The organism is Burkholderia sp. ZZQ-2 (assembly GCF_050768715.1).
Classification (GTDB): Bacteria; Pseudomonadota; Gammaproteobacteria; order Burkholderiales; family Burkholderiaceae; genus Burkholderia; species Burkholderia cepacia.
Genome location: NZ_LDVA01000148.1, coordinates 1 through 25,461 on the forward strand (window position 1 = coordinate 1; position 25,461 = coordinate 25,461).

The 25,461-nt window shown below is 68.9% G+C and carries 25 protein-coding genes; 17 read left to right on the top strand and 8 right to left on the bottom strand.

From position 1 onward, the window contains the following. The 7 genes from ABY44_RS08690 to ABY44_RS08720 form a co-directional block, all read left to right on the top strand. On the top strand, positions 1–1,070 hold a 1,070-nt coding region (locus tag ABY44_RS08690; RefSeq protein ID WP_431641117.1), incomplete at its 5' end, for an ABC transporter permease. A 2-nt stretch (positions 1,071–1,072) separates the two neighbouring features. Further along, a complete protein-coding gene (locus ABY44_RS08695; RefSeq protein WP_060172805.1) occupies positions 1,073–2,197 on the top strand; it encodes an ABC transporter permease in 1,125 nt (374 codons plus the stop codon). Positions 2,198–2,379: 182 nt separating this feature from the next. Further along, the gene (locus ABY44_RS08700) at positions 2,380–2,568 is read left to right on the top strand and encodes a DUF2964 family protein (protein WP_059696780.1); all 189 of its coding nucleotides are present in this window, start codon (positions 2,380–2,382) and stop codon (positions 2,566–2,568) included. A gap of 28 nt (positions 2,569–2,596) precedes the next feature. Beyond that, entirely contained in the window at positions 2,597–3,733 is a 1,137-nt protein-coding gene (locus ABY44_RS08705) for an ABC transporter permease (RefSeq protein ID WP_059696782.1), read from the top strand. After that, on the top strand, positions 3,730–4,434 hold the full coding sequence (locus ABY44_RS08710) for an ABC transporter ATP-binding protein (protein ID WP_431641120.1): 705 nt from the start codon (positions 3,730–3,732) through the stop codon (positions 4,432–4,434). Before ABY44_RS08705 ends, ABY44_RS08710 begins: the two co-directional genes overlap by 4 nt. Beyond that, a complete protein-coding gene (locus ABY44_RS08715; protein ID WP_060172804.1) occupies positions 4,431–5,516 on the top strand; it encodes an HlyD family secretion protein in 1,086 nt (361 codons plus the stop codon). The genes ABY44_RS08710 and ABY44_RS08715 overlap by 4 nt, the downstream gene beginning before the upstream one ends. After that, positions 5,494–6,969 (top strand): efflux transporter outer membrane subunit, encoded by a 1,476-nt coding sequence (locus ABY44_RS08720; protein ID WP_060172803.1) that lies wholly within the window; start codon positions 5,494–5,496, stop codon positions 6,967–6,969. The genes ABY44_RS08715 and ABY44_RS08720 overlap by 23 nt, the downstream gene beginning before the upstream one ends. A 34-nt stretch (positions 6,970–7,003) precedes the next feature. Here the strand turns inward: ABY44_RS08720 and ABY44_RS08725 are convergent, their stop codons facing one another. Continuing rightward, the gene (locus tag ABY44_RS08725; RefSeq protein WP_060172802.1) at positions 7,004–7,450 is read right to left on the bottom strand and encodes a hypothetical protein; all 447 of its coding nucleotides are present in this window, start codon (positions 7,448–7,450) and stop codon (positions 7,004–7,006) included. A gap of 286 nt (positions 7,451–7,736) precedes the next feature. Here ABY44_RS08725 and ABY44_RS08730 point away from each other — a divergent pair, with 286 nt between their 5' ends. Beyond that, complete coding sequence (locus ABY44_RS08730) at positions 7,737–9,140, top strand: MBL fold metallo-hydrolase RNA specificity domain-containing protein (RefSeq protein ID WP_060172801.1); 1,404 nt, start codon at positions 7,737–7,739, stop codon at positions 9,138–9,140. A 103-nt stretch (positions 9,141–9,243) separates the two neighbouring features. Here ABY44_RS08730 and ABY44_RS08735 read toward each other — a convergent pair whose 3' ends face one another. From ABY44_RS08735 to ABY44_RS08755, 5 genes are read right to left on the bottom strand one after another with little or no spacing between them, the layout of a single operon-like run. Further along, positions 9,244–10,284, bottom strand: coding sequence for a zinc-dependent alcohol dehydrogenase family protein (locus ABY44_RS08735; RefSeq protein ID WP_059696792.1), 1,041 nt, complete (start codon positions 10,282–10,284; stop codon positions 9,244–9,246). Between the two features lie 41 nt (positions 10,285–10,325). Beyond that, on the bottom strand, positions 10,326–11,318 hold the full coding sequence (locus ABY44_RS08740) for a bifunctional enoyl-CoA hydratase/phosphate acetyltransferase (protein WP_060172800.1): 993 nt from the start codon (positions 11,316–11,318) through the stop codon (positions 10,326–10,328). Further along, on the bottom strand, positions 11,315–13,135 hold the full coding sequence (locus ABY44_RS08745; RefSeq protein ID WP_060172799.1) for a PHA/PHB synthase family protein: 1,821 nt from the start codon (positions 13,133–13,135) through the stop codon (positions 11,315–11,317). Before ABY44_RS08745 ends, ABY44_RS08740 begins: the two co-directional genes overlap by 4 nt. Then, on the bottom strand, positions 13,132–13,878 hold the full coding sequence (locus ABY44_RS08750) for a beta-ketoacyl-ACP reductase (protein ID WP_027792306.1): 747 nt from the start codon (positions 13,876–13,878) through the stop codon (positions 13,132–13,134). Before ABY44_RS08750 ends, ABY44_RS08745 begins: the two co-directional genes overlap by 4 nt. Then, on the bottom strand, positions 13,868–14,407 hold the full coding sequence (locus ABY44_RS08755) for a hypothetical protein (protein ID WP_027792305.1): 540 nt from the start codon (positions 14,405–14,407) through the stop codon (positions 13,868–13,870). The genes ABY44_RS08750 and ABY44_RS08755 overlap by 11 nt, the downstream gene beginning before the upstream one ends. A gap of 189 nt (positions 14,408–14,596) precedes the next feature. Between ABY44_RS08755 and ABY44_RS08760 the strand changes: the two genes are divergently transcribed. The 4 genes from ABY44_RS08760 (at position 14,597) to ABY44_RS08775 (ending at position 18,047) form a co-directional block, all read left to right on the top strand. Beyond that, positions 14,597–15,436 carry a universal stress protein gene (locus ABY44_RS08760; RefSeq protein WP_060172798.1) on the top strand — a complete coding sequence of 280 codons (840 nt, stop codon included), beginning with the start codon at positions 14,597–14,599 and terminating at the stop codon, positions 15,434–15,436. A gap of 8 nt (positions 15,437–15,444) precedes the next feature. Next, positions 15,445–16,644, top strand: a complete 1,200-nt coding sequence (locus ABY44_RS08765) for an acetate/propionate family kinase (RefSeq protein ID WP_060172797.1) — start codon at positions 15,445–15,447, stop codon at positions 16,642–16,644. Between the two features lie 69 nt (positions 16,645–16,713). Continuing rightward, the gene (locus ABY44_RS08770) at positions 16,714–17,217 is read left to right on the top strand and encodes a universal stress protein (protein ID WP_059696801.1); all 504 of its coding nucleotides are present in this window, start codon (positions 16,714–16,716) and stop codon (positions 17,215–17,217) included. Next, positions 17,214–18,047, top strand: coding sequence for a universal stress protein (locus ABY44_RS08775; protein ID WP_060082655.1), 834 nt, complete (start codon positions 17,214–17,216; stop codon positions 18,045–18,047). Before ABY44_RS08770 ends, ABY44_RS08775 begins: the two co-directional genes overlap by 4 nt. A 58-nt stretch (positions 18,048–18,105) precedes the next feature. Here the strand turns inward: ABY44_RS08775 and ABY44_RS08780 are convergent, their stop codons facing one another. Next, positions 18,106–18,576 (bottom strand): universal stress protein, encoded by a 471-nt coding sequence (locus tag ABY44_RS08780; protein ID WP_060172796.1) that lies wholly within the window; start codon positions 18,574–18,576, stop codon positions 18,106–18,108. Between the two features lie 249 nt (positions 18,577–18,825). Here ABY44_RS08780 and ABY44_RS08785 point away from each other — a divergent pair, with 249 nt between their 5' ends. The 3 genes from ABY44_RS08785 to fnr all read left to right on the top strand — a co-directional run bounded on the left by ABY44_RS08785 (position 18,826) and on the right by fnr (position 22,783). Next, complete coding sequence (locus tag ABY44_RS08785; RefSeq protein ID WP_060172795.1) at positions 18,826–20,820, top strand: PAS domain S-box protein; 1,995 nt, start codon at positions 18,826–18,828, stop codon at positions 20,818–20,820. Next, positions 20,817–21,464 carry a response regulator gene (locus ABY44_RS08790; RefSeq protein ID WP_027792299.1) on the top strand — a complete coding sequence of 216 codons (648 nt, stop codon included), beginning with the start codon at positions 20,817–20,819 and terminating at the stop codon, positions 21,462–21,464. The genes ABY44_RS08785 and ABY44_RS08790 overlap by 4 nt, the downstream gene beginning before the upstream one ends. Positions 21,465–21,991: 527 nt before the next feature. After that, positions 21,992–22,783: a fumarate/nitrate reduction transcriptional regulator Fnr gene (gene fnr / locus ABY44_RS08795; protein ID WP_059696986.1), complete on the top strand. Its 792-nt coding sequence runs from the start codon at positions 21,992–21,994 to the stop codon at positions 22,781–22,783. Positions 22,784–22,814: 31 nt separating this feature from the next. On the opposite strand, the gene ABY44_RS08800 is transcribed toward fnr, so the two are convergent. Then, complete coding sequence (locus ABY44_RS08800; RefSeq protein WP_027792297.1) at positions 22,815–23,804, bottom strand: zinc-dependent alcohol dehydrogenase family protein; 990 nt, start codon at positions 23,802–23,804, stop codon at positions 22,815–22,817. Between the two features lie 174 nt (positions 23,805–23,978). Here ABY44_RS08800 and ABY44_RS08805 point away from each other — a divergent pair, with 174 nt between their 5' ends. Continuing rightward, complete coding sequence (locus ABY44_RS08805; RefSeq protein WP_060172794.1) at positions 23,979–24,980, top strand: Acg family FMN-binding oxidoreductase; 1,002 nt, start codon at positions 23,979–23,981, stop codon at positions 24,978–24,980. Positions 24,981–25,031: 51 nt separating this feature from the next. Continuing rightward, positions 25,032–25,367, top strand: a complete 336-nt coding sequence (locus tag ABY44_RS08810; protein ID WP_021159373.1) for a c-type cytochrome — start codon at positions 25,032–25,034, stop codon at positions 25,365–25,367. Positions 25,368–25,461: the final 94 nt, after the last annotated feature.

The following is a 25,461-nucleotide window of genomic DNA, read 5'->3' on the forward strand; positions in this document are numbered from 1 at the left end:
GGCGCGACCCGCTGCGCGCGACGCTGGCCCTGTTCGGGTCGCTCGTCCTGATGTGCGTCATCAGCATCGGCATCAGCCTCGACGTCGACAACCTGACGTTCGCGGTGCTCGACCGCGACCAGTCGATCCTGAGCCAGGACTATGCGCAGAACCTCGGCGGCTCGCGCTACTTCGTGCCGCGCGCGCCGCTCGCGGACGAGCGCGAGATCGACCGCCGCATGCGCAACGGCCAGCTGTCGCTCGCGATCGAGATTCCGCCCGGGTTCGCGCGGGACGTCGCGCACGGCCGCCGGGTCGAAATCGGCGCGTGGATCGACGGCGCGATGCCGATGCGCGCCGAGACGATCCGCGGCTACGTCGCCGGCATGCACGAGAACTGGCTGCGCGACCAGGCGAAGCGCCGGCTCGGCGCGTCGCTCGCACCGGCCGTCGAGATCGCCGTGCGCTATCGCTACAACCCGGACGTCAGGAGCCTGCCGGCGATGATTCCGGCCATCATGCCGATGCTGCTGCTGATGCTGCCCGCGATGCTGACGGCGCTCGCCGTCGTCCGGGAACGGGAGCTCGGGTCGATCGTCAACCTGTACGTCACGCCCGTCACACGCGCGGAATTCCTGCTCGGCAAGCAGGCGCCCTACGTGATGCTCGCCATGCTGAACTTCCTGCTGATGGTCGTGCTGGCCGACGTCGCGTTCGGCGTGCGGATCAAGGGCAGTTTCTTCACGCTCGCGGCCGCGGTGCTGGTCTTCAACGTGGTGGCCACGGGCATCGGCCTGTTCGCGTCGACGTTCACGCGCAGCCAGATCGCCGCGATCTTCATGACGATCGTCGGCACGCTGATTCCCGTCGTGCAGTTCTCGGGGCTGCTCACGCCGCTGTCGTCGCTGGAAGGCGCCGGCAAGTGGATCGGGGCAATCTACCCGGCCACCTACATGCTCGCGATCAGCCGCGGCGTCTACAACAAGGCGCTCGGCCTGGGCGAACTGTCGTCGCAGTTCTGGCCGCTGCTCGCGGCGGCGCCGGCCATCCTGGCCATGACCGCCGTCCTGCTGCGCAAACAGGAGCGCTGACCATGTCGCGCCTGCTCGTCATCTTCCGGCTCGGGGTCAAGGAGCTCTGGAGCCTCGCCCGCGACCCGATCCTGCTCGTGCTGATCGTCTACACGTTCAGCGCGTCGATCTACGTCGCGGCCACCGCGCGCCCGGAAACGCTGCACAAGGTGCCGATCGCGATCGTCGACGAAGACGCATCGCCGCTGTCGGCGCGCATCGCGTCGGCGTTCTTCCCGCCGCAGTTCGCACCGCCGCCGATCGTCGACGCGGCCGCGGCCGATCACGGCCTCGACAACGGCGACTACACGTTCTCGCTCGACATTCCGCCGGATTTCCAGCGCGACGTGCTCGCCGGCCGTCACGCGACGATCCAGCTCAACGTCGACGCGACCCGCATGACGCAGGCCTTTACCGGCGGCGGCTACGTGCAGCAGATCGTGTCGGGCGAGATCGACGCATTCGTGCGGCGCTATCGCGGCACCACGTCGCCGCCCGTCGATCTCGCGATGCGGATGCGCTTCAACCCGAATCTCGACGAAGTGTGGTTCGGCGCGCTGATGGAGCTGATCAACAACGTGACGATGCTGTCGATGATCCTCACCGGGGCCGCGCTGATCCGCGAACGCGAGCACGGCACGATCGAGCATCTGCTCGTGATGCCGGTCACCGCCGCGGAAATCATGCTCGCGAAGGTCTGGTCGATGGGGCTCGTCGTCACGGTGGCGGCCGTCGCATCGCTGACGCTGGTCGTGGGCGGAGCGCTGCACGTGCCGATTCCGGGCTCCATCCCGCTGTTCGTGGCCGGGATGGCGCTGCACCTGTTCGCGACGACGTCGATGGGGATCTTTCTCGCGACGCTCGTGCGCAGCATGCCGCAGTTCGGGATGTTGCTGGTGCTCGTGCTGCTGCCGCTGCAACTGCTGTCGGGCGGACTGACACCGCGCGAGAGCATGCCGCTCGCCGTGCAGGACATCATGCTGGCCGCGCCGACCACGCATTTCGTCGAACTCGCGCAACGCATCCTGTACCGCGGCGCGGGACTCGATGCGGTCTGGATCCAGTTCGCCGTGCTGTTCGCGATCGGCTGCGCGCTGTTCCTGCTGTCGCTGACGCGCTTTCGCAAGACGATCGCCCAAATGGCGTAACCGGCCCGGCGGGCGGCCGGACGCCCGCGCGGCGGCCCCATTCGTCCGTTGATACAGATCAACCGTGCCGGCACCCTTCACGCGATCATGACGACACGTCTTGTGATAGCCGCGGCGGCCGCGATGGCGGCAGGGCGGCATCGCGCTCACGGCGGCCGGCGGCCGCCTCGCCGGAGAACGTCATGATGCGCCTGCCAAACCGGATCGTTCTTGCCACGCTCGGCGTGTTCACCGCACTCGCGTCGCTGCTGGGCGTCGTACATGCGATGCTGGTCGGCGTGCATGTCCTCCCGTACGCAATCGTCGCGCTGGTGTCGGGCGTCGCCGCTTTCGTCGCACAGTTGAATTCGGCCGTCGGCGAGGATTCGTGATGCGCCCGCGTCCCTTGCATTCACCATCGTGAACGGCATCCTCCGCCTCGCGTTCAAGCTGCTCGTGAACGACAGCGCGAAGTTCACCGCGCTGACCGTCGGCATTACGTTCTCCGTGCTGCTGATGATCGAGATGACATCGCTGTTCGCCGGGATCCTGAACAAGTCGTCGGCGTCCGTCATCAACATCGGCGCGAAAGTGTGGGTGATGGACCCGGCCGTGAAGACGATCGCGAACAGCATCGGCATGCCCGACTACGTGCTCGACGTGGTGCGCAGCATCGACGGCGTCAAGTATGCGGTGCCGCTCTACTCCGGCGCCGCGCTCGTGAAGCTGCGCTCCGGCACCTACCAGGCCGTGACGGTCGTCGGCCTCGACGACGCGAGCCTGCTCGGCCGTCCGACGATGCTGCAGGGCCACATCGAGGACATCTACGCGGAGAACGGCTTCATCGCGATCCAGGACCCCGAGTTTCCGAAACTCGAGAATCCGTCGATCGGCACCGATTTCGAACTGAACGACCATCGCGGCGTGATCGTCGGCATCGCGAAGGTGGCGGCCAGCGGGCTGTTCGGCACGCCGACGCTCTACACCACGTACGCTCGCGCGATCCGGTACATTCCGTCGCCGCGCTTCACGACGTCGTACATTCTCGTCGAGCCGAAATCGGCCGCGGACATCGCGCACATCAAGGCCGTCGTGCAATCGCTCGGCTATCGCGCGTACACGCGCGACGAATTCATCGCGCAGATCGCACGCTTCTACAAGTACGAGACCGGGCTGGGCACCAACATCATGCTGATGACGATCATCAGCTTCATCATCGGCCTGTCGATCTCGGGCCAGACGTTCTATGCGTTCATCCTCGAGAACCTCGACAAGTTCGGCGCGCTGAAGGCGATCGGCGCGAAAAGCCGCGAACTCGTCGTGATGATCCTGTTCCAGGCGACGTTCACCGCGCTGACCGGCTACGGCATCGGCGTCGGCCTGTGCGTGCTGATGATCAGCCTCGCGAAGCTGCAGATTCCGGATTACGCGGCGCTCGTCACGTTCGGCAACCTGGCGCTCGCGTTCGGGATGGTGGTCGTGATCGCGACGATCTCGAGCTATCTCGGCGTGCGGCGCGTCCTGCGCATCGAGCCGTTCGACATCTTCCGGGGCTGACCATGGCGAACGTCGCGATCGACGCACAAGGCGTCAGCAAGTGGTTCGGCGAAGGCGACGCGCGCACGCAGGCGTTGCGCGACGTGTCGATGCAGGCGAACTTCGGCGAGATGCTGCTGATCGTCGGGCCGTCCGGCAGCGGCAAGACGACGCTGCTCAGCGTGATCTCGGGCATCCTGCGGCCGGAATCCGGCTCGGTGTCGATCGACGGCGTCGACCTGTGGGCGCAGCCGAACGACGCGATCGCCGATTTCCGGCTGAACCGGATCGGCTTCGTATTCCAGGACTACCACCTGTTCCCGCGGCTCACGACCGTGGAGAACGTCGCGATTCCGCTGATCCTGAAACGCCGGCCGTGGGACGAGGCGATGCACGAAGCGCTCGGCTACCTCGACGTCGTCGGGCTCGGCAATCGCGCACAACTGCCGCCCGTCAAGCTGTCGGGCGGCGAGCAGCAACGCGTCGCGATCGCGCGCGCGATCGTCAGCCAGCCCGACCTGCTGATCCTCGACGAGCCGACCGCGTCGCTCAACGGCGACACGGGCCGCATGATCATCGACTTCGTCAAGCACCAGGTGCTGAACGACACACGCTGCATCGTGATCGTCACGCACGACGCACGGATCTTCGAATACGCGGATCGCATCCTGCGGATGGAGGACGGCAAGCTGAACGGGATCGACCGCGGAGGTGCGCGATGAAGCACCGGCTCGTGTTCGTGGCCGCCCTGCTCGGCTTCCTGGCAAGCGTCGTTGCCGCGTGGGTGTACAGCCGTCAGGAACCGCCGCAGCCACCGGTATTCAAGCCGGCCGCCAATCCGTACGCGCGCGGCGTCTATGCGAACGGCATCGTCGAAAGCGAACAGCCGGCCGGCGCGAACGTGAACGTCTACCCGGACGTGTCGGGCGCGGTGACACGCATCCTCGTGCACGACGGCGATCCGGTGAAGGCCGGCGATGTGCTGCTGACGATCGACGACTCGGTGCAGCGCGCCACCGCCGCGCAGCTCGCGGCACAGGCCGACGCGGCCGCCGCCCTGCTCGACGAACTGAAAGCGCAGCCGCGCCGCGAGGTGCTCGACGTGGCCACCGCGCAGACCACGGCCGCGCAGGCCAGCCTGAAGCTCGCGCAGGATCAGTACGACAAGCAGCGGCGCGCGTACGACATCGACCCGAAGGCCGTCAGCCGCGATGCGCTCGACACGGCCGCGAACGCGGTACGCGTCGCTGCGGCCAACCTGGACGTCGTGACGCGGCAGTATCGCCTGACGAAAGCCGGCGCGTGGAGTTACGACGTGCGCAACCAGGAAGCGCAGGCCGTCGCGCTGCGGCGCGCGGCCGACGCGGCCGCCGCGCTGCTTGCCCGCTACACGCTGCGCGCGCCGGCGGACGGCACAGTGCTCGCGATGAACGCGGCCGTCGGCTCGTACCTGACCTCGCAGGGGCTCTACGATACCTACACGCGGAGCAACGGGCCCGTCGCGGTGCTCGGCACGCCGGTCGACCGCCTGCAGGTGCGCTGCTACATCGACGAAATCCTGATCCACCAGTTGCCCGACCTGCACGCGCTGAAGGCCCACATGTTCGTGCGCGGTACGTCGGGCGAGGCCGACCTCCAGTTCGTCCGCGTGCAGCCGTACGTCACGCCGAAGATCGAATTGTCCGACCAGCGCACCGAGCGCGTCGACGTGCGGGTGCTGCCGGTCATTTTCCGTATCGTCCCGAACAAGGCTGTCCGGTTGTTTCCCGGGCAGATCGTCGATGTATACGTGGCCGGCAAATGATCGCCCCGTCCGCGGCCTGCTGCGCGCGGCGGCCCTGCTCGCGGCCGTCGCGCCGCTGGCCGGATGCATGGTCGGGCCCGACTTCACCCGTCCGCCCGTTCCGCATGTATCGCGTTTTGTCGCCGCGGACGCCGCGACCGGCGCATGGACAGCCGGGGGGCAGACACAGGCGCTGTCGGCGAGCGAGCCGCTCACACGCGACTGGTGGACGCGCTTCGGCAGCCGTGCGATCGACTCGACCGTCGGCGAGGCGCTGACCGGCAGCCCGACGCTCGATCTCGCCGAGGCGACGCTGCGGCGCAGCGAACATGCGCTGCGAGCCGGCGAAGGCGTGTTCTTTCCGCAGGCGGATGCTCAGGCCGGCGCGTCGCGCCAGCGCTATGCGCCGCTGCGCACCGGGCAGGTAGTGCCGGCCTCGATCTTCAACCTGTACACGCTGTCGGCGACGGTCAGCTACACGCTCGACCTGTGGGGCGGCGAGCGGCGGCAGGTCGAGGCGCTCACGGCCGGCGTCGACGCACAGCGCCAGGCGCTGGCGGGCGCATACCTGATGCTGACCGCCAACGTCGTCAACACGATGGTCGCGCGCGCCGCCTATCGGGACGAAGCCGCGGCCACGCGCGAGATGATCGGCCTGCTCGACGAGCAGATCCGCCTGACGCGCGCACAGGTGACGGCCGGCGCGGCGGCCTACGTTGCGGTGCTGACGCTGGAATCGCAACGGGCGTCGCTCGAGGCGACGCTGCCCGCGCTCGACCAGAAACGCGCCCAGGCCGACGACCTGCTCGCGCTGCTCGCCGGCCGCTACCCCGCCGACTGGCAGACACCCGACCTGTCGCTCGAGCGCATCGCGCTGCCGGCCAGCCTGCCGGATACGGCGCCGTCGTCGCTGGTGCGCCGCCGGCCGGACATCCTGCAGGCGGAAGCGCAACTGCACGTGGCCAGTGCACAGGTCGGCGTCGCGACGGCCGCGCTCTACCCGAATGTCACGCTGTCCGCGTCGGGCGGCTTCGACAGCATCGTCGCCGGCCGGCTGTTCGCGCCGGCCGGCCGCGCATGGAGCGTCGGCGCCGGGCTCACCGCACCGCTCTTTCACGGCGGCACGCTGCTGAACCAGCGGCGTGCGGCGCAGGATGCGTACGACGAAGCCGACGCGACCTACCGGCAAGTAGTGCTGTCGGCGTTCTCGCAGGTCGCCGACACGCTGCGCGCACTCGCGAACGACGCAACGGCGCTCGATGCGCAGGCCCGCGCGATGGCCGCGGCCCGCGATGCGCTGACACTTACGCAGGCCGGCTACGACGCGGGGATCTCGGGCTACGTGCAGTTGCTGGTCGCCGACGTGCAATACCATCAGGCGCGCCTTGCGTGGCTGCAGGCAGTCGCGCAGCGGTTGCAGGACACGGTCGCGTTCTACGTCGCGCTCGGCGGCGGCTGGGGTGACCCGGGCTGAAACGCGGCAGTGCGGTCGTCCGGAGTCGGCCCGTCTACGTGTGCGCCACGATGTCCGGCCGCTGCCAGGGCGGCAACTCGGCCCAGCCGAGCGGGCCGTAGACGGTACCGCCGGCGGCCTCGATCGTCTCGACGAATTCGGCGAGTGTCGCCCCCGCCGGCACGACCAGCTTCATCGCGTCGACGAATTCCTCGCTGCGCAGCCACGGCACCGCGCCGCCGTTGATCTGCTCGACGCTCCAGTCCTGCCCGTGCCGGCCGGCTTCGGGCGGCAGCAGGCGCGGCGCGTCGAACGCCACGCGCAGCAGCTGAGTGCGCGAATCGCTGTAAGGCGGCTGCGCGACATCCTGATAGGGCACGTCGGCCCAGCTTTGGCCGCATTGCAGGTCGAGCGGCAGGCACGTAAACCACGCCCAGGGCGCGCGGACGAAGCACAGCCGGTAGCCGGTCCGCGCGCCGTCCAGGTTGGCGATCAGCGTCATGATGGATTCGTCCCTATCGCGTCGAAATCTCGCTGCCTATGGTGTACGGCATATACGCGGCCCGCGCGGAGGGCGGAATCACGACATCGCCCTCGCGCATGCGACCACTATCGCGCCACCGTCCGGCCCGCGCGTTGATTGACGTCAAACCGTAGCCGCAACGGCTGGAGGACGAACCTCACCTATCCCGGGCACGGATACGGCAATCCCTGATTTCCATCAATCGCTTCACGCGCATCCGCGCTGTAATCGGTTCACTGCTCCCTCGACTCCCGGTGAGGCATCCATGAAACTGACTTTTCTCGGCGCGACCGAAACCGTGACCGGCTCGAAGTACCTGCTCGAGCACGGCAACCGGCGCGTGCTGGTCGACTGCGGCCTGTTCCAGGGCACGAAGAACCTGCGGCTGCGCAACTGGAGCCCGTTGCCGCTCGCGCCCGACACGCTCGACGCGGTCGTGCTCACGCACGCGCATATCGACCATACCGGCTACCTTCCGGTACTGGTGCGCGAAGGATATCGCGGGCCCGTGTACTGCACGGCCGCCACGGCCGAACTCTGCGACATCATGCTGCGCGACAGCGCGCGGCTGCAGGAAGAGGAAGCCGACTTCGCGAACCGCCACGGCTACTCGAAGCATCACCCCGCACAGCCGCTCTACACGCTGGAAGATGCGCAGCGCGCGCTGCAACTGCTGAAGCCCGTCGCGTTCGACGAATGCACCGCACTGGGCGGCGGCCTGGCGTTCCGCCTGCTGCCGGCCGGGCACATCCTCGGCGCGGCGAGCGTCGTGATGCACTGGAATCACAAGGTGCTCGCGTTCTCGGGCGACCTCGGCCGCTATCACGACCCGATCATGCAGCCGCCGCTGGCGCCCGCGCATGCGGACTTCCTGGTCGTCGAATCGACGTACGGCGACCGTCTGCATCCGGAATCGGACCCCGAGAACGAACTGGCCGCGCTGTTCGACAAGACTTTCGCGCGCGGCGGCGTCGTGGTGATGCCCTGCTTCACCGTCGGGCGCGCGCAGGAAATCCTGCACTACATCGCGCGGCTGAAGGCGTCCGGCCGCATGGCGCGTGTCCCGGTATATCTCGACAGCCCGATGGCGACGGACGTGACCGAGATCTATCGTCACCATATTCTCGAGCACCGGCTGACGCCGTCCGAAGCGAATGCGCTCGGTCACGCGGCCACGATGATCCGGTCGGTCGAGCAGTCGAAAGCGATCGCCGACCATCACGGCCCGATGGTCATCATCGCCGGCAGCGGGATGGCGACGGGCGGCCGCGTGCTGCACCACCTGAGCCGCTACGCGCCCGATGCGCGCAACACGATCGCGCTGGTCGGCTACCAGGCGGCCGGCACACGCGGCGCGGCGCTGGCCGCGCACGAGCCGACGCTGAAGATTCACGGCGAATACGTGCGCGTGCGCGCGCAGGTCGAGTCGATCACGACGCTCTCCGCGCATGCCGACTACGAGGAGATTCTCCGCTGGCTCGGCACGATGCAGCGCGCGCCGGTGCGGACCTTCGTCACGCACGGCGAACCCGCGGCGGCCGATGCGATGCGGCGGCGTATCGCGGAGCGACTGCACTGGCCGTGCGAGGTGCCGACTTACGCGCAGTGCGTCGATCTCGACGCGGTCGAATCGGGCGACACGCACGAGCCGGCCACGCTTTCATCCTGACGGCGACGCCAGCGACGCGCGGGCCGGCGCGTGCACGGGAACCGGACATCGCGCGCCGGGTCCCGTGCTCGCGGCGCGCCGCGTGGCTATCGGCTATCGGCGATCAACCGACTTCGATGATGACCTTCAGCGCATGGGTTTGCGCCGCGCGGCCGAAGGTGTCGTATGCGCGCTCGACGTCGTCGAGCGAGAACCGGTGCGTGATCAGGCGCGTCGGATCGAGGCGCCCGGCGCGTACGGTCTTCAGCAGCATCGGCGTGCTGACCGTGTCGACGAGCCGCGTCGTGATCGAGATATTGCGATCCCATAGCTTCTCGAGGTGCAGGTCGGCCTTGACCCCGTGCACGCCGACGTTCGCGACCACGCCGCCCGGCGCCACCAGCGAGGTGCACATCTCGAACGTCGCCGGAATGCCGACCGCCTCGATCGCGCAATCCACGCCGACGCCGTCGGTCAGCTTCATGACCTCCGCCACCGGGTCGCCGCTGCGGCCGTCGATGCAATCGGTCGCGCCGAAACGCCGCGCCACCTCGAGCCGGTTGCTGTCCGGGTCGATCATGATGATCCGCGCGGGCGAGTAGAACTGCGCGGTCAGCAACGCCGCCAGCCCGATCGGGCCCGCGCCGACGATCGCGACCGAGCAGCCGGGCTGCACCTTGCCGTTCAGCACGCCGCATTCGAACCCGGTCGGCAGGATGTCGGACAGCATCACGAGCGCGTCCTCGTCCGCGCCCGGCGGAATCCGGTAGAGACTCGTCTGCGCATGCGGGATGCGCACGTACTCGGCCTGCGTGCCGTCGATCCGGTTGCCGAGGATCCAGCCGCCCGTCGTGCAGTGAGAATACAGGCCGCGCCGGCAGTACTCGCAGCGGCCGCACGACGAGATGCACGAAATGAGCACGGGATCGCCCGGCTTCAGTGAATCGACCGCGGCGCCGACCTGCTCGACGATGCCGACGCCCTCATGGCCGAGAATGCGGCCGGGTTCGCAGGTCGGTACGTCGCCCTTGAGAATATGCAGATCGGTACCGCAGATCGTCGTGCGCGTCACGCGGACGATCGCGTCGGTGGGCGACTGCAGTTCCGGCCTCGGCCGCTCCTCGAGCGCCTTGCGCCCGGGTCCGTGGTAGACGAGTGCTTTCATCGCGGTTCCTCCATCGAAAGAAAGGGTTGCGGGTTCATTCATCAGGACTGCAGGTGATGCCGACCCTGCGCCAGCACCGTCGCGAGCGCGCACGAAGCGATCCGGATGGCGATGCCGTCGGCACGGCTCGTCAGCACGATCGGCACGCGTGCGCCGACGACGATGCCTGCGCTGACGGCACCCCCCAGGTATTCGAGCTGCTTCGCGAGCAGGTTGCCGGCTTCGATATCGGGAACGACCAGGATGTCGGCGCGGCCGGCTACCGGCGAGTCGATCCCCTTGTCGTGCGCCGCCCGCAGCGAAATCGCGTTGTCGAACGCGAGCGGGCCGTCGACGATCGCACCCGTGAGCTGGCCGCGCTCGGCCATCTTCGCGAGCGCGGCCGCATCGAGCGTCGAGCGCATCGCCGGATTGACGGTTTCGACCGCGCACAGCACCGCCACGCGCGGGCAGGCAACGCCCAGCGCATGTGCGACGTCGATCGCGTTCTGCGTGATGGCCGCTTTCTGCGCGAGATCCGGCGCGATGTTCACCGCCGCGTCGGTCAGGATGAACGGGCGCGGATACGCGGGCGCCTCGATCAGGAAACAGTGGGACATGCGCTTGTCGGTGCGCAGGCCCGAACCGGCCGCGACGACCGCGCCCATCAGCTCGTCCGTGTGCAGGCTGCCCTTCATCAGCGCGCCGGCGCGGCCGGCCGCCGCCAGTTCGACCGCGCGGGCCGCCGCCGCATGGCTGTGCGGCACATCCTCGATCGTCCACTTCGAAAGATCGACGCCCGCCTCGTTCGCCACGCGTTGCACCTTGGCGCGCGGCGCGACGATCAGCGGTTCGATCGCTGCCCCCAGGGGTGACGTGCGCAGCGCCGCAAGCGCAACGAGACTGGTCGCGTCACACGGATGCACGACGGCGACGACGAGCGGCGCCGCGTTGCGCGCCCGCGCGATCAGCTCGGGTAATGCGCCGTCCGGGCGTGGCAGCAAGCCGGGCAGGCATGCGTCGTCGAGCCCCTCCGGCGGCGGGTTTTCGCTCATGTTTCGAGTACGTAGGTGCCGGGCGCCGCCGCAAATCCCGCGGCCGGCGTACGGGCCGGCACGTCGCCCGACGAGCGCGCGTGCAGCCAGTCGCGCCAGCAGGTCCACCACGATCCGTCGACCGCTGGCGTATCGCGTACGAAATCGTGCCGGCTGCGGTAGGCTGCGCCGGGTTCACGGGTCGCGCATCGATAGTGGCGCCCCGCATGGCCGGGTTCGGACACGATGCCCGCGTTGTGCCCCCCCGATGTCAGCACGAAGGTCAGCGCGTGGTGCGTGAGCAGGTGGAGCTTGTAGACGGAACCCCACGGCGACACGTGATCGCGCTCGGTGCCGACCACGAACGTCGGCACGTCGAGATCCGACAACGCAACCGGCCGCCCGTCGACGCAGTAGCGGCCGGCCGCGAGATCGTTGTCGAGAAAGAGCCGCGTCAGGTATTCCGAATGCATCCGATACGGCATGCGCGTGGTGTCCGCATTCCACGACATCAGGTCGTTGGGCTTCGTGCGCGTGCCGAGCAGGTATTCGCTCATCATCCGCGACCAGATCAGGTCGCGCGCGTTCAGCAGTTCGAACGCGGCGGACATCTGCGCGCCGTCCAGGTAACCCTGCCGCCACATCAGCGCGTCGAGTGCGGACAGTTCGCTCGCGTCGATGAACAGGCCGAGCTCGCCGGGTTCGCTGAAATCGGTCTGGGCCGCCAGCAACGTGACGGAGCGCAGTGCGTCGTGTTGCCGCCCGTCGCGCGCGAGCGCCGCCGCGCCGATCGCCAGCAGCGTGCCGCCCAGGCAATAGCCGACCGCGTGGACCGCTTCGCCGCAGATCGACCGGGCGGCGTCGAGCGTCGCCATGCACCCGTCGCGCAGATAATCGTCGAGCCCGACGTCGCGTGCCTCCGCGCCCGGGTTGCGCCACGACACCGCAAACACGGTGTAGCCCGCGTCGACCAGGAAGCGGATCAGCGAGTTGTGTGGCTGCAGATCGAGGATGTAGTACTTCATGATCCACGACGGCACGATCAGGATCGGTTCGCGTGCCACGGCGGGCGTCGTCGGGTCGTATTGCAGCAGCTCGCACAGCGCGTTGCGCCAGACGACGCGGCCCGGCGTGACCGCCACGTCGCGTCCCGGCAGATACGTGCGCGTGTCGCGGGCCCGCGTGCCGCCCGTGCGATCGAGCAACGCACTCGCGTCGTCCAGCCAGTTCCGGAAGCCTGCCGCGAGATTCGCGCCGCCGCTGCGCATCGTCGCGTCGAGCGCGACCGGGTTGGTCGCCAGGAAGTTGCCGGGCGAGCACGCGTCGAGCCACTGTCGCGCGACGAACCCGACCAGTTCCTCATGGTGCCGTTCGACGCCCGGCACGCCGCGCGTTGCGTCGCGCCACCAGCGCTGGATCGACAGGAAACTGTCGCGATACGCGCTGAACGGCCAGCCGGCCCACGCCGGCGCGGCGAAGCGCGGATCGGCCTCGCCGGCATGCACGGCAAGGCCGCTCATGTCCGCAGCGTCGGCGTCGCCCTCACGCCGGTTTGCCGCCGGTGCAACGGCGGCCGTGCACGCCTGCGTCGCGAGCTCGAAGCACTTCCCCGGCGACACCGCCAGATGCGCGCCCCAATCGAGCATGGCCAGCGCCAGCGACACGGGCGACAGCCCGAAGGTCATCGCGGCGACGGTCGCATGCGCTGCGCGGTTCCATTGTTCGGCAGGCGAAGTCGTTCCCGCCGGGCATTCGGCGGAACGCGACGCCGGCCCGCCCCGATCCGGCGGCGGATTCGATTCGTGCGTGAACGGTGCACGGATGACGGAGGCTGTCATTGCATGTGCATGCCGCCGTTGACATCGAATTCGGCGCCCGTCGCAAATGCGCCCGCATCGGAACACAGGAAGCCGACGAGCGCGGCGATCTCGTCGGGGCGGCCAAGACGCCCCACCGGGATCTGCGGCAGGATCTTCGTGTCGAGCACTTCCTTCGGCACCGATTCGAGCATCGCCGTATCCAGGTAGCCTGGCGCGACCGTGTTGACCGTCACGCCGTGACGCGCGAGCTCGAGCGCGAGCGCCTTCGTGAAGCCGTGGATGCCGGCCTTCGCGGCCGCGTAGTTCGTTTGCCCGTACGCACCTCTCGAACCGTTGACGGACCCGATGTTCACGATCCGCCCGAAGCCCGCGTCGATCATGCCGGGCACGAACGGCTTCGTCATGTTGAACATGCTGTCGAGGTTGGTGCGCAGCACCGCATCCCACATGCCCTTGGTCATCTTCACGAAGGTGGCGTCGTGCGTGATGCCGGCGTTGTTGACGAGCACGTCGACGCGCCCGAATTCGGCCAGCACGCGTGCCGCGCAGTGCTGGCACGCATCGTAATCGGCAACGTCGACCTCGTACGCATGAAACGCGCGGCCGGCGTCGCGTTCCTGCGTGAGCCACGTCGCGACGTGGTCGTTGTGTTCGGTGTGCGACACCGCCACCGTCATGCCCGCGTCGTGCAGGCAACGGCTGATCGCGGCGCCAAGGCCGCCCATTCCACCCGTGACGAACGCGACGCGCCTAGCGGACATGATCGTGCTCCCGCGCGGCAAGGTGGTCGTCCGGCAGTCGCATGGCCACCGGCCCGCCGTCGCTCGCGCCGACGGCCTCCGTGATGCCGAGCTCGAACGCCGCCATCCAGTCGCGCCACGGCATGCTGGCCTCGTTGATCACGGCCAGCCGCCCGAGGTCGGGCAGCCAATCGGTCTGGTAGCGCGCCAGCCCGCCGGGGCCGTATTCGCGCAGCCACGTGCGCCACGCGCCGGCACTCTCGAACTGCCCGCGCATGCAGAGCTCGGTGGCGTCCTGCCAGATCGCGACGGTGGCGACCGTGTAGTCGCGCATCGCCAGCCGGGCCGCTTCACCGAAGGCCGTCCACTCGTTCGTAGCCGTGAGCGCCTGCTGCAGGCCGCGCACGGCGTCGCGGTCCCGTTCGATGCAGCGCCCCGCGAGCGCATGCCATTCCTGCTGCCAGCCTCGGTTCAGCGCGGCCATGCGCAATGCAAGATCGCATCCCGCGCGGCAAGCGTCGTTCGGTGTCGTCAAAGCATGGGCGCTCATCGTGTTCCCTCCTTCGATCCGGTCAACGGGTTCGCATCCGCCTCGTGCCGCCTGCCGGGCATCGGCATGGCGACCGCCTCACTGTGCGGCCGCGGCGCTCGGCTGCCGTTGATCTGAGTCAAGCGCGCGGAAACCCTGCTTCGTAGACTGGATTGCACTGGCGGATCACCCGTCGATGGAGCGATTCCGATGAGCTACAAAAGCATGGTCGTGCACCTCGATACGAGCGCCCGCGCGCATTCGCGCCTCGAGTTCGCGTTGCGTCTCGCCCGGCGCTTCGGTGCGCATCTCACCGGGCTGTTCGCGGTCTACACGCCCGAGCCGTATTCGTTCTACGTGATGGCCGGTTCCGCCGACTATTTCCGCGAGCACCGCGAGCGGCGCGACGAACGGCTCGCCGCGCTGGAACGCCTGTTCCATGCGGAGACCGCCCGCGCCAAGGTGCCGGCGACCTGGGTTCGCGCGGACGAACGCGCGAATCTGGCCGTGCTGCGCGCCGCGCGGCTCGCCGATCTCGTGATTGCGGGCCAGAGCGACCCGAACGATCCCGAGACCTTTATCGACGACCAGTTTCCGGAGAACCTGGTGCTGTCCGCCGGCCGCCCGGTGCTGTTCGTGCCGTACACCGGAGAATTTCCGTCGATCGGCGAACGGGTATTCGTCGCATGGGACGGCAGCCGCGAAGCGGCCCGCGCCGCGCACGACGCGCTCCCGTTTCTCGAGCACGCGAAGCGCACGACGGTCGCCGCCGTGGTCGACGCCGATTCGGAGGCGGCGACCACGCGCATTCCGGCCGCCGATGCCGCGCTAATGCTGGCACGCCACGCGCACGACGTGAACGTGCTCGACATCGGTACCGGCGCCGGCGCGTCGATCGGCGACACGCTGCTGTCACGCGCTTACGAAACGGGTTCCGACCTGCTCGTGATGGGGGCCTACGGCCATCCGCGCTGGCGCGAACTGGTGATGGGCGGCGCCACCCGCACGGTGCTGGGGTCGATGACGCTGCCGGTGCTGATGTCGCACTGAGCCGGCCGATGCGCACACTCGCGCTCCTCGTCGTCAATGCCGGTTCGTCGAGCGTGAAGTTCGCGCTCTTTGCGTATCCGCCGCACGACGATCCCGCGCGGCGGCCGCTGCACGAGGGCGAAGCGGTCGAGACCGGCAACGGCGTGTCGATCCGCTTCGACGCCGAACCGGCCGTTGCATTGCCGCTCGGTGCGAGCGCCCCCTGTCGCGACGCGCTCGCGCGGATCGCGACGTGGATCCGCGGGCAGTTGCCGCACATCACGGTGGGCGCCATTGCCCATCGCGTCGTGCACGGCGGCACACGCTTCATGGAGCCGGTGATCGTCGACGACGCGGTGCTCGGCGCGCTACGCACGCTGACGCCGCTCGCCCCGTTGCATCAGCCGCACGGCCTCGATGCGATCGACGTGCTGCGCGGCACGTTTCCGGGCGTCCCGCACATCGCCGTGTTCGACACGGCATTTCATCGCACGCTGCCGCGCACCGAGCAGCTGCTCCCGCTGCCGCACGCGTGGTTCGACGAGGGCGTACGGCGCTACGGGTTCCACGGCCTGTCGTACGAATACCTGGCCGTCGCGCTCGACGAGCGGTTCGGCGCGCGTGCGCACGGCCGCGTGATCGCCGCCCATCTCGGCAGCGGTGCCAGCCTGTGCGCGATGCGCGACTGCCGCAGCGTCGCGACGACGATGGGCTTCTCGGCACTCGACGGGCTGATGATGAGCACGCGCTGCGGGGCGCTCGATCCCGGTGTCGTCCTGCACCTGCTCGAAGTCGGCAAGCTGTCGGGCGACGCGCTGGGCCACCTGCTGTATCACGAGTCGGGGCTCAAGGGCGTCTCGGGCGCGTCGGGCGACCCGCGCGTGCTGCTGGCACGCGAAGCCGCGGGCGATGCGCCGGCCGCCGATGCGCTGGCGCTGTACGTCCATCGCATCGTGCGCGAGGTCGGTGCGCTGACCGCGCTGCTCGGCGGCCTCGACATGCTGGTCTTCACGGCCGGCATCGGCGAGCACTCGGCCGTGTTGCGCGAGCGGATCTGCGCATCGCTCGGCTGGCTCGGCATCGACCTCGACGTGTGCGCGAATGCTGACCATGCGCAGGTCGTGTCGTCCGCGTCGAGCGCGGTCACGGTGGTCGTCGAGCCGACCAACGAAGCGTGGATCGCGGCACGCGCCGCGGTGCGCGTGCTGCGCGGCAACCGCGCCGCTTGATCCAGATCAGCGCCGTCGGCGCGCACGCGCCGATGATGACCTCATCCACATCCGTTCAAGGGAAATGCCATGTACTCGAACATTCTGGTTGCGCTCGACGGCAGCGACACGTCGTCCCGCGCACTCGACGCCGCGCTGACGCTCGCGGCGGAGACGGGTGCGCGGCTGACCCCCGTCTACGTCGTCGATTTCCTGGTGCCGGCCTACGACACGTACGGATACGATCCGTCGATCCTCGTCGACGCCTTCCGCGAAGAGGGGCTGCGCGTCACCGACGACGCGGCGCGACGCCTGAAAGCGCGCGACGTGGCCGGCACGCCGCAGATCTCCAACGTCGAGCCCGCGGGCGAGGACATTCCGCGCCGGATCGTCCGTCTTGCCGACGAAACCGGGGCCGACCTGATCGTGATGGGCACGCACGGCCGGCGCGGCTTTCAGCGCCTCTTCCTCGGCAGCGTGGCCGAGCGCGTGCTGCGCCTGGCCACCTGCCCCGTCCTGATGATTCCGGCGAACTGCCCGTCGGAGAAACCCGCCGAAACCGCCGCGGCATCAACCGAAAAGGAGCCGTCATGAGCTACAAGACCCTGCTCGTCCACCTCGACGACAGCGAGCGCTGCGCGACGCGCGTCGGCCTCGCACTCGAACTCGCGGCGCGCTGGAACGCGCATCTGATCGGCCTCTACGTGGTCTGCCAGGACCTGTTCGAGCCGTTGCGGCGGCCCGACGAACCGCTGAAGCTTGCCGTGTACGAGCGGCTGTGCGAGCAGCGCCGCAAGGAAGCCGAGGAAAAATTCCTGACGGCCGCCGAGCGCGCGGGACGCAGCGTCGAATGGCAGGCCCCCACCGGCGACGCGACCGCCGCCGCCATTCTGCACGCGCGTCACGCCGATCTGCTGGTGCTCGGCCAGGAAGACCCCGACGATCGCATGACCTACGTCGCACGTCATTTCGTCGAGGATGTCGTGATGGGCAGCGGCCGCCCGGCGATCGTCGTGCCCTACGCCGGCGACGTGCGAACGATCGGCGAGAACGTGCTGATCGGCTGGGACGGCGGGCGCGAAGCCGCCCGCGTGATGGCCGATGCGCTGCCGCTGCTCGCCCGCGCGCGCTTCGTCAACGTCGAGACGGTCGTGCGCGGGCAGCCCGACCCGGACAAGACGCCCGCGGGCGTCGACGTCGCCGCGTATCTCGAACGGCACGGCGTTCGCGCGTCGTTCTCCACGACGCCGCGCGACCGGTCGGTCGGCGTGGGCGCGACGCTGCTGAACCGGGTGACCGACCTGCACGCGGACCTGCTCGTGATGGGTTTGTACAGCCATGCGCGCATGCACGAACGCGTGCTGGGCGGCGCCACACGCACGATCCTCGAGACGATGACGGTACCGGTGCTGCTGTCTCACTGAGCCGTCGAAAAGGGGGCAGCCGCTTGCGGCCGCCCCCTTTTTGTCACAACACGGCGCGTCACAACACGGCCGCACACGCGCCCTGCCCCTCCCGCACGACCAGCACCGGCCGGTCGGCGGTGCGCACCAGCGATTCGGCGACGCTGCCGAGCAACGCGCGGCGCACGCCGCGCCGCCCGTGCGTGCCCATCACGATCAGGTCCGCGTCGCATTCGGCGGCGGCGCGCGCCAGAACGGACGACACGTCCTCGCCGCACGCGTCGAGCGTGTGTGCCGTGCCGCGGACGCCGCACAGGCGAAACGCGGTCTCCGCGTCCGCCACCGCGATCGCGGCCCTGTCCGCATCCAGCCCCGCGGGGTCGCGCTGGCCGATATAGCCGCTGTCGACGTCGGCCACCCTCGGCGCGTCCGATACCACGCACACGGCGACGATCAGGCCGCCTGAATCGCGGGCGAGCGCGATCGCCTCGTCGAGCGCGAGTCGCGAAGCGCGGCTGCCGTCGAGTGCCGCAAAGATCCGTGCATACATGGAGCCTCCCCGTTGCCGTTCGGATTTGACCGGCATGCCAGACCAGTCTGGGCCCGACGCGCATCGTCCGGTTGATGCCGGTCAAGCCCGCACGGAAACAGGCGTACGCATCGGTCCCGATTGGCGAATCCGGACAAAACGCGCACAATTTCGGGCGATATCGCAAGTTTCGGCCTGCCCCGCTTCCCGTGCCCCGCGTCCGGCCCGCTGCCCGCCGGCCGCCGGCGAAATCCGTCAGGATGAACGGCAATGACAGTCCATGTGCCCGCCTTCAAGGCCGGGCCGGCTCCGCGCAGGGTCCGGCCCGCGCGATCCGCGACCCTCGCCGCGCTGCTGACGCTGGCGCTCGGCCTGGCCACGTCGTTTGCCGCCGCCCGGCTCGTGCAGAACCGGGCGCAGGAAGCCGCCCAGGCGCGCTTCGCGCAATCGGCGACGCTCGCGACGGCCGACCTCCGGCGCAGCTTCCTCGGCGCCGCCGCCGTCTTGCGCGGCGCGCGCGGCTTCGCGTCGACGCTGGTCGTGCCTCAATCCGGCGACGCGTGGCGTCGTTACATTGCCGGTCTCGATCTGGACGGCTTGCAGTCGCCCGTCCGCAGCGTCGGAAGAATCGAGCCGAGCCCCGCCAATGACGATCAGGCGACCCGGCGGGCACTGCAGCGAGCGGCGGAAACCGGCAGGGTCGCGCTGGCCGCGAACGCGACCCAGGACAGCGCCGACGCGACGAGTGCCCGCACGGCGCTGATGTTGTATCTGCCGATTTATGCGGACGCTGAAGACGGGGCTCCGCCGGGGCCGCAACATGCGCGCGCGACCGGATACGTCTATGCCGCGCTCGATCCGGCACGTCTCGTCGATCCGTCGATACTGGATCGGCTACGTATGGAAATCGCGGCCGACATCCCGGCGGCGCTCGTCCATGCCGGCGGCTTCGGCGGCAACGACGCCACGGCCGCCGGCAACATGCTCACGCGAACGGATTCGCTGTCGTTCGGTGGTACGCCGCTCACGCTGCGCTACAGTGCGCCGGGCCCGGACACGTCCGGCCCCGCGCTGGCCGTGCTGGCGGCCGGCACCGCGCTGTCGCTGATACTGGCCGTGCTCGTGCAGCAGGTTGTCTCCACGCGAATCTCCGCCGCCGTGCCCGCCGGCGACAGCCAGCCGACCGGGGAGCGGATGATGGGCATCATCCGGTCATCGATGGAAGCGATCATTACCGTCGACGAAAGCCAGACGATCGTGATCTTCAATCCGGCCGCGGAACGCGTGTTCGGCGTCTCCGCGATGGAGGCGATCGGCGCGCCGCTCACCCGCTTCATCCCCGAGCGCTTTCGCGCCGCGCATGCGCGGCACGTCGAGCAATTCGGCGTGACGGGCGTGTCGGACCGCCAGATGGGGCAGCAACGCGTGCTGTTCGGCCTGCGCGGCGACGGCACGGAGTTCCCGATCGAGGCGTCGATATCGCAGATTCGCGACGGCACGGGCAAGCTGTACACGGTCATGCTGCGCGACGTCACCGAGCGCGTCCGCGCGGAAAATGCGCTCAGGCAGTCGCGCGAGGAACTCCGCGAGCTGTCCGCCAACCTGCAGAACGTGCGGGAGGAAGAAAAAACGCGGATCGCGCGCGAGTTGCACGACGACCTCGGCCAGCAACTCACCGCGCTCAAGATGGACCTCTCCGCCGTCGAGCTGGGGCTCGCGGGCATTGTCGCCCCCCATACCGGCGTGCGCGAGCAGTTGGGCGGCATGCATCGCCTGATCGATTCGACCGTTGCGTCGGTTCGGCGCATCGCGGCCGATCTGCGGCCGGTGATGCTCGACGACCTGGGTCTCGTCCCGGCGATCGAGTGGCTTGCAAACGATTTCACGCACCGCTACCGGATCACGGTCGACCGGGACATCGCCCCCGTCGATACCGCGTTCACCAGCGCCGGCGCCACCACGCTGTTCCGCATCGTGCAGGAAGCGCTCACCAATGTCGCCCGGCATGCCGATGCGACGCACGTGAAACTCGCCCTGAAAGTGGAAGACGGCTACTGCATGCTGCGCATCGCGGACAACGGCCACGGTGCGCCGGAGGTCGCCCGCGACGAGCACGATCGTCCGTCGTTCGGGCTGATCGGCATCCGTGAGCGCGCGCACATGCTCGACGGCACGGTGACGATCGAGAACCGGCCGGGAACGGGATTCACGATTACCGTGGCGTTGCCGCTTCACGCCATCCAGCAAGGAGATGTGCTGTCATGATCAGGGTACTCATCGCCGACGACCATGCCCTCGTCAGGGACGGCCTGCGGCACATCCTGCAGAACGCAAGCGGCTTCGAGGTCGCGGGCGAGGCGTGCGACAGCGCATCCACGATCGCACTCGTGCGCGGCACGGCCGCGAACGTGCTGGTGCTCGACCTGTCGATGCCCGGCCGGAACGGCGTCGAACTCATCAAGCAGATCAAGGACGAGAAACCGGCCTTGCATGTCCTCGTGCTGACGATGCACGCCGAGCAGCAATACGCGGTACGCGCGTTCCGCGCGGGCGCATCCGGCTACATGACCAAGGAGAGCGCGAGCGCCGAGCTGGTCGCGGCGCTGACCAAGATCGCGGCCGGCGGCGTGTATGTCAGCCTGACGATGGCCGAACAGTTTGCGCAGAGCCTGAACGAACCGACCGATCTCCTGCCGCACCAGCGTCTGTCCGACCGTGAATTCGACGTCTTCCGGCGCGTCACCACCGGCGAGTCGATTTCCGAAATCGCGCAGGCGCTCTGCGTCAGCGTCAAGACCGTCAGCACGTACAAGACGCGCATTCTCGAGAAGATGCAAATGCCGAACGACACGGCGCTCGTGCGTTATGCGATGCGCCACAAGCTGTTCGACGACCCGGACGAACTCTGACGGCCGCCAGGCAGCCGGCTGCTTGCGCCGACGATTCCGCTGCCAGTGGCCGCATGGGCGGCTCGCGATCGCGCGACCGGCTTCTCGACGCTGCGTCGCGTGATATCGAACATAACGTCCGCCACCGCCGCCGGCATTGAGTCAGGTCAACGGAATCGCCGCCCGTGCCGCCCGCCTCTCGACAACGTCGACCGGGCAACGCGCGCCCGCCTCGGCGGCAAGATCGCGGCAAGATGCCGCCCCCTTTGTAGGAAACGCCCTACAACGCTTCCACGTGTCCTACCGCATCTTCAATTCCGGCTGATTTCCGTCGAGCGCTGCGCCATCCATACTGCGTATCAAGAAAAACAAGCCAGCGTGCCACCCGGAGCAAAGGCCCCCTCAACCCCGAGACCGGTTTCGGTCTCCTGGCCCGTCCGGTGTGGTTCCCCATCAGGAAGGCGGCAGACACCAAGGCCGCCGGTACGACGGCCAGCGCGATCCTGCCCGACAGCGATTCGCCGCTGGCCCAGGAATTGGAGCCGATCATGCAAAGCCATGCCGATGTTTCGCAGACCATGCCGTTACACCCGTTACAACCGTCACGTCCGTTCATCCCGCTGCATCCCGTCGAACGGGCGGACCAGCCGAAGCGCGCCGCGTCCCGTTGCTCGACGTGCGCGCTGCGTACCGTGTGCATGCCGCCCGATCTTTCGCCTGACGACTTCGCGCGCGTCGACGCGATGATCTGCACGACGCGGCACGTCAGGCGCGGCGAAACGCTGTTTCGCGCGGGTGACGCATTCAACAGCATCTATGCGGTCAGAACCGGTTCGTTCAAGACCATCGTGATGCATCGCGACGGAGACGAGCAGATCACCGGCTTCCAGATCGTCGGCGAATCGCTCGGGCTCGACGGCGTGCACACCGGGCGGCACAACGGCGACGCAATCGCGCTCGAGGACAGCACCGTCTGCATCATTCCGTTCGGCCAGCTCGAACAGATGTGCCGCGACGTTCGGCCGATGCAGCATCACGTGTATCAGATGATGAGCGGCGAGATCGTGCGCGAATCCGCGCAGATGCTGCTGCTCGGCACGATGACCGCCGAGCAGCGCGTGGCCGCCTTCCTGCTGAACCTGTCCACGCGCTTCAAGGCGCGCGGCTACTCGGCCGCCGAATTCGTGCTGCGGATGACGCGCGACGAGATCGGCGAGTATCTCGGGATGAAGCTCGAAACGGTCAGCCGCATGATGTCGAAGTTCCAGCGCAAGGGGCTCGTCGCCGCGCAAGGCAAGCAGATCCGCATCGTCGATTCGGACGGCCTCGGGCGCATCTGAGCGCATTGCGGTGCGGGCATGTCGAGCGGGATCAGCCGCGCATGCCGAGCACGGCGGCGCCGGATACGCGCCCCGCGCGCAGATCGTCCAGTGCGCGGTTTGCATCGGTCAGCGCGTAACGCACCGCTTCGACCCGCAGCGGCATCGCATCGGCGATCCGCATGAACGCGGCCGCGTCCGCGCGCGTCAGGTTGGCGACCGACGCGATGCGGCGCTCACCCCACAGCCACGCGTACGGAAAGCCCGGGATATCGCTCATGTGAATGCCGCCGCATACGACGATCCCGCCTTTGTCGACCGCGCGAAGCGCGGCCGGCACCAGTGCGCCCACCGGCGCGAAGACGAGTGCGGCGTCGAGGGGTTCCGGCGGCGTTTCGTCGCTGCCGCCGGCCCATGCGGCACCGAGTGACAGCGCGAGCTGCTGGGCAACGGTGTCGCCGGGTTTCGTCAACGCAAACACCTTCCGCCCCTCGAAATGCGCGACCTGCGCGACGAGATGCGCGGCCGCGCCGAAGCCGTAGATGCCGACGCGACGCGCATCGCCGGCCATGCGCAAGGTTCGGTAACCGATCAGGCCGGCGCACAGCAGCGGCGCGGCCTCGAGATCGGAATAGCGCCGCGGCAGGTGCACGCAATAGCGATGGTCGGCAACGGCGCACTCGGCATAACCGCCGTCGATCGTGTAACCGGTGAATCCCGGGCTGTCGCACAGGTTTTCGCGGCCGGACGCGCAGTACGCGCAATGCCCGCAGGTCGAGCCCAGCCATGGCACGCCCACCCGGTCGCCGACGGAGAATCCCGTCACGCCCTCGCCGAGCACGCGCACCGTTCCGACAATCTCGTGCCCCGGCACCAGCGGCAGCTTCGGGTGCGCGAGTTCGCCGTCGACGACATGGAGATCGGTCCGGCATACACCGCACGCGTGCACGTCGATCAGCAGCTGGCCCGGCGCCGGCAGCGGATCCGGCACGCGCGCCTCGCGCAAATGCGGCGTCGTGCCGTCAAACATCATCGCAAGCATGCTCGCCTCCCCGCGCCATCGAGTTCGCGCGCGTCACGATGCAAGGCTAGTCGCCATGCGCCGCGCGCGCATGGCGCAGTGACGGGCGCTTGACGTGGGTCAACGGCGGCCGGCCGGTTGCTGACACGATGAAGTGGCATGACACCGCCGGCCCGGCGACCAGGAGATGATCGAATGATATCCGTTCCCCCACTTGCCGCAAGCGCGCATCCCGAAGCGCATCTGAGGTCGCTGCTGGCCTATGCGGTGCTGGCCCCGTCCAGCCACAACTCGCAGCCGTGGCGGTTCATCGTCGACGGGCCCACGATCGCGGTCTGCGCGGACCGCGTCCGTGCGCTGCCGGTGGTCGATCCGTTCGATCGCGAGCTGATCATCAGTTGCGGCGCCGCCTTGCTCAACCTGCGTGTCGCGCTCGACCACGCAGGGCTCGCCCACACGATCAGCACATTTCCCTCCGAAGTCGACCCCGATCTCCTCGCACTGGTGCGGGTCTGCGACGACGGCTATTCCGACGCGTCGCTCGGCGCGCTGTTCGATGCGATTCCGGAGCGCGTGACGACGCGCGCGCCGTTCGAATCGACGGCCGTTCCGGACACGCTCCAGCGCGAGCTGATCGCGGCCGGCGCGGCGGAAGGCGTCGAGGTCGCCTGTGTCGACGCGATCGCGCACCGCGCACGGGTGGCCGAGCTCGTTGCCGAGGCCGACCGGCAGCAGTTCGCCGATCCGCGCTTCCGGCGCGAGCTGGCGAGCTGGATCGATCCGCGCCGGCACGTCGACGGCATGCCGGCATTCGCGGCCGGCGTGCCGACGCTGCTGGACTTCGCGGCGCCCGTCGTGACGATGGCGGTCCGGACGTTCGATCTCGGCAACGGGCTCGCCGCGCTGCATCACCAGCTCGTCGGCGCGTCGCCGCTGATCGTCTGCCTGTCGACCGTACGCGACGATCGCGAGGCGTGGCTCGCCGCCGGGCAGGCGCTGGAGCGCGTCCTGCTCGTCGCGACGCGCGCGGGCCATACGGCGTCCTACCTGAACCAGCCGATCGAGACGGCCGGGCTGCGCGCCCACCTGCGCCACATGCTCGGGCTGCGCGGCGAGCCGCAGTTGCTGCTGCGCGTCGGGCGCGGCCCGCATACGCCGCATTCGCCGCGCCGCCCGCTCGACGAAGTCGTCTCCTGATCGCGCCGCGAGGCAAGGTGCGCCCCCTCCGACCCGGACGAGGATAAAAACATGAACCTCCTGCGTTTCGCCGCCCTCTGCGCGATCGCTGCGGCGGCCGGCCCGGCCGCCGCGCAGACGGCCGTGCCCGAGCCGACCGATCTCGTCAACGCGCAGCACTGCATGTTCTGCCACACGCCCGACATGAGGTTCCTCGGGCCGTCGTTCCACGAGATCGCGCAGCGCTATCGCGGCGATCCGGCCGCCGCCGCGGAACTGGAACGCAAGCTGCGCGTCGGCGGCCGCGTGCACTGGGGCGACACGCCGATGCCGTCCGCCGAGGATCGCGGCGGCCCGCTGTCCGCCGACGATGCGCACCAGCTCGTGCAATGGGTGCTGAGCCAGTAGCCGGCCCGCCGGCCCGCACCGCATGCCGACCGCCATCAAACGCCTACCCGCCCGTACGGTACGAGGCAACGCGCGCCGCCGTGCCGCACCCGGC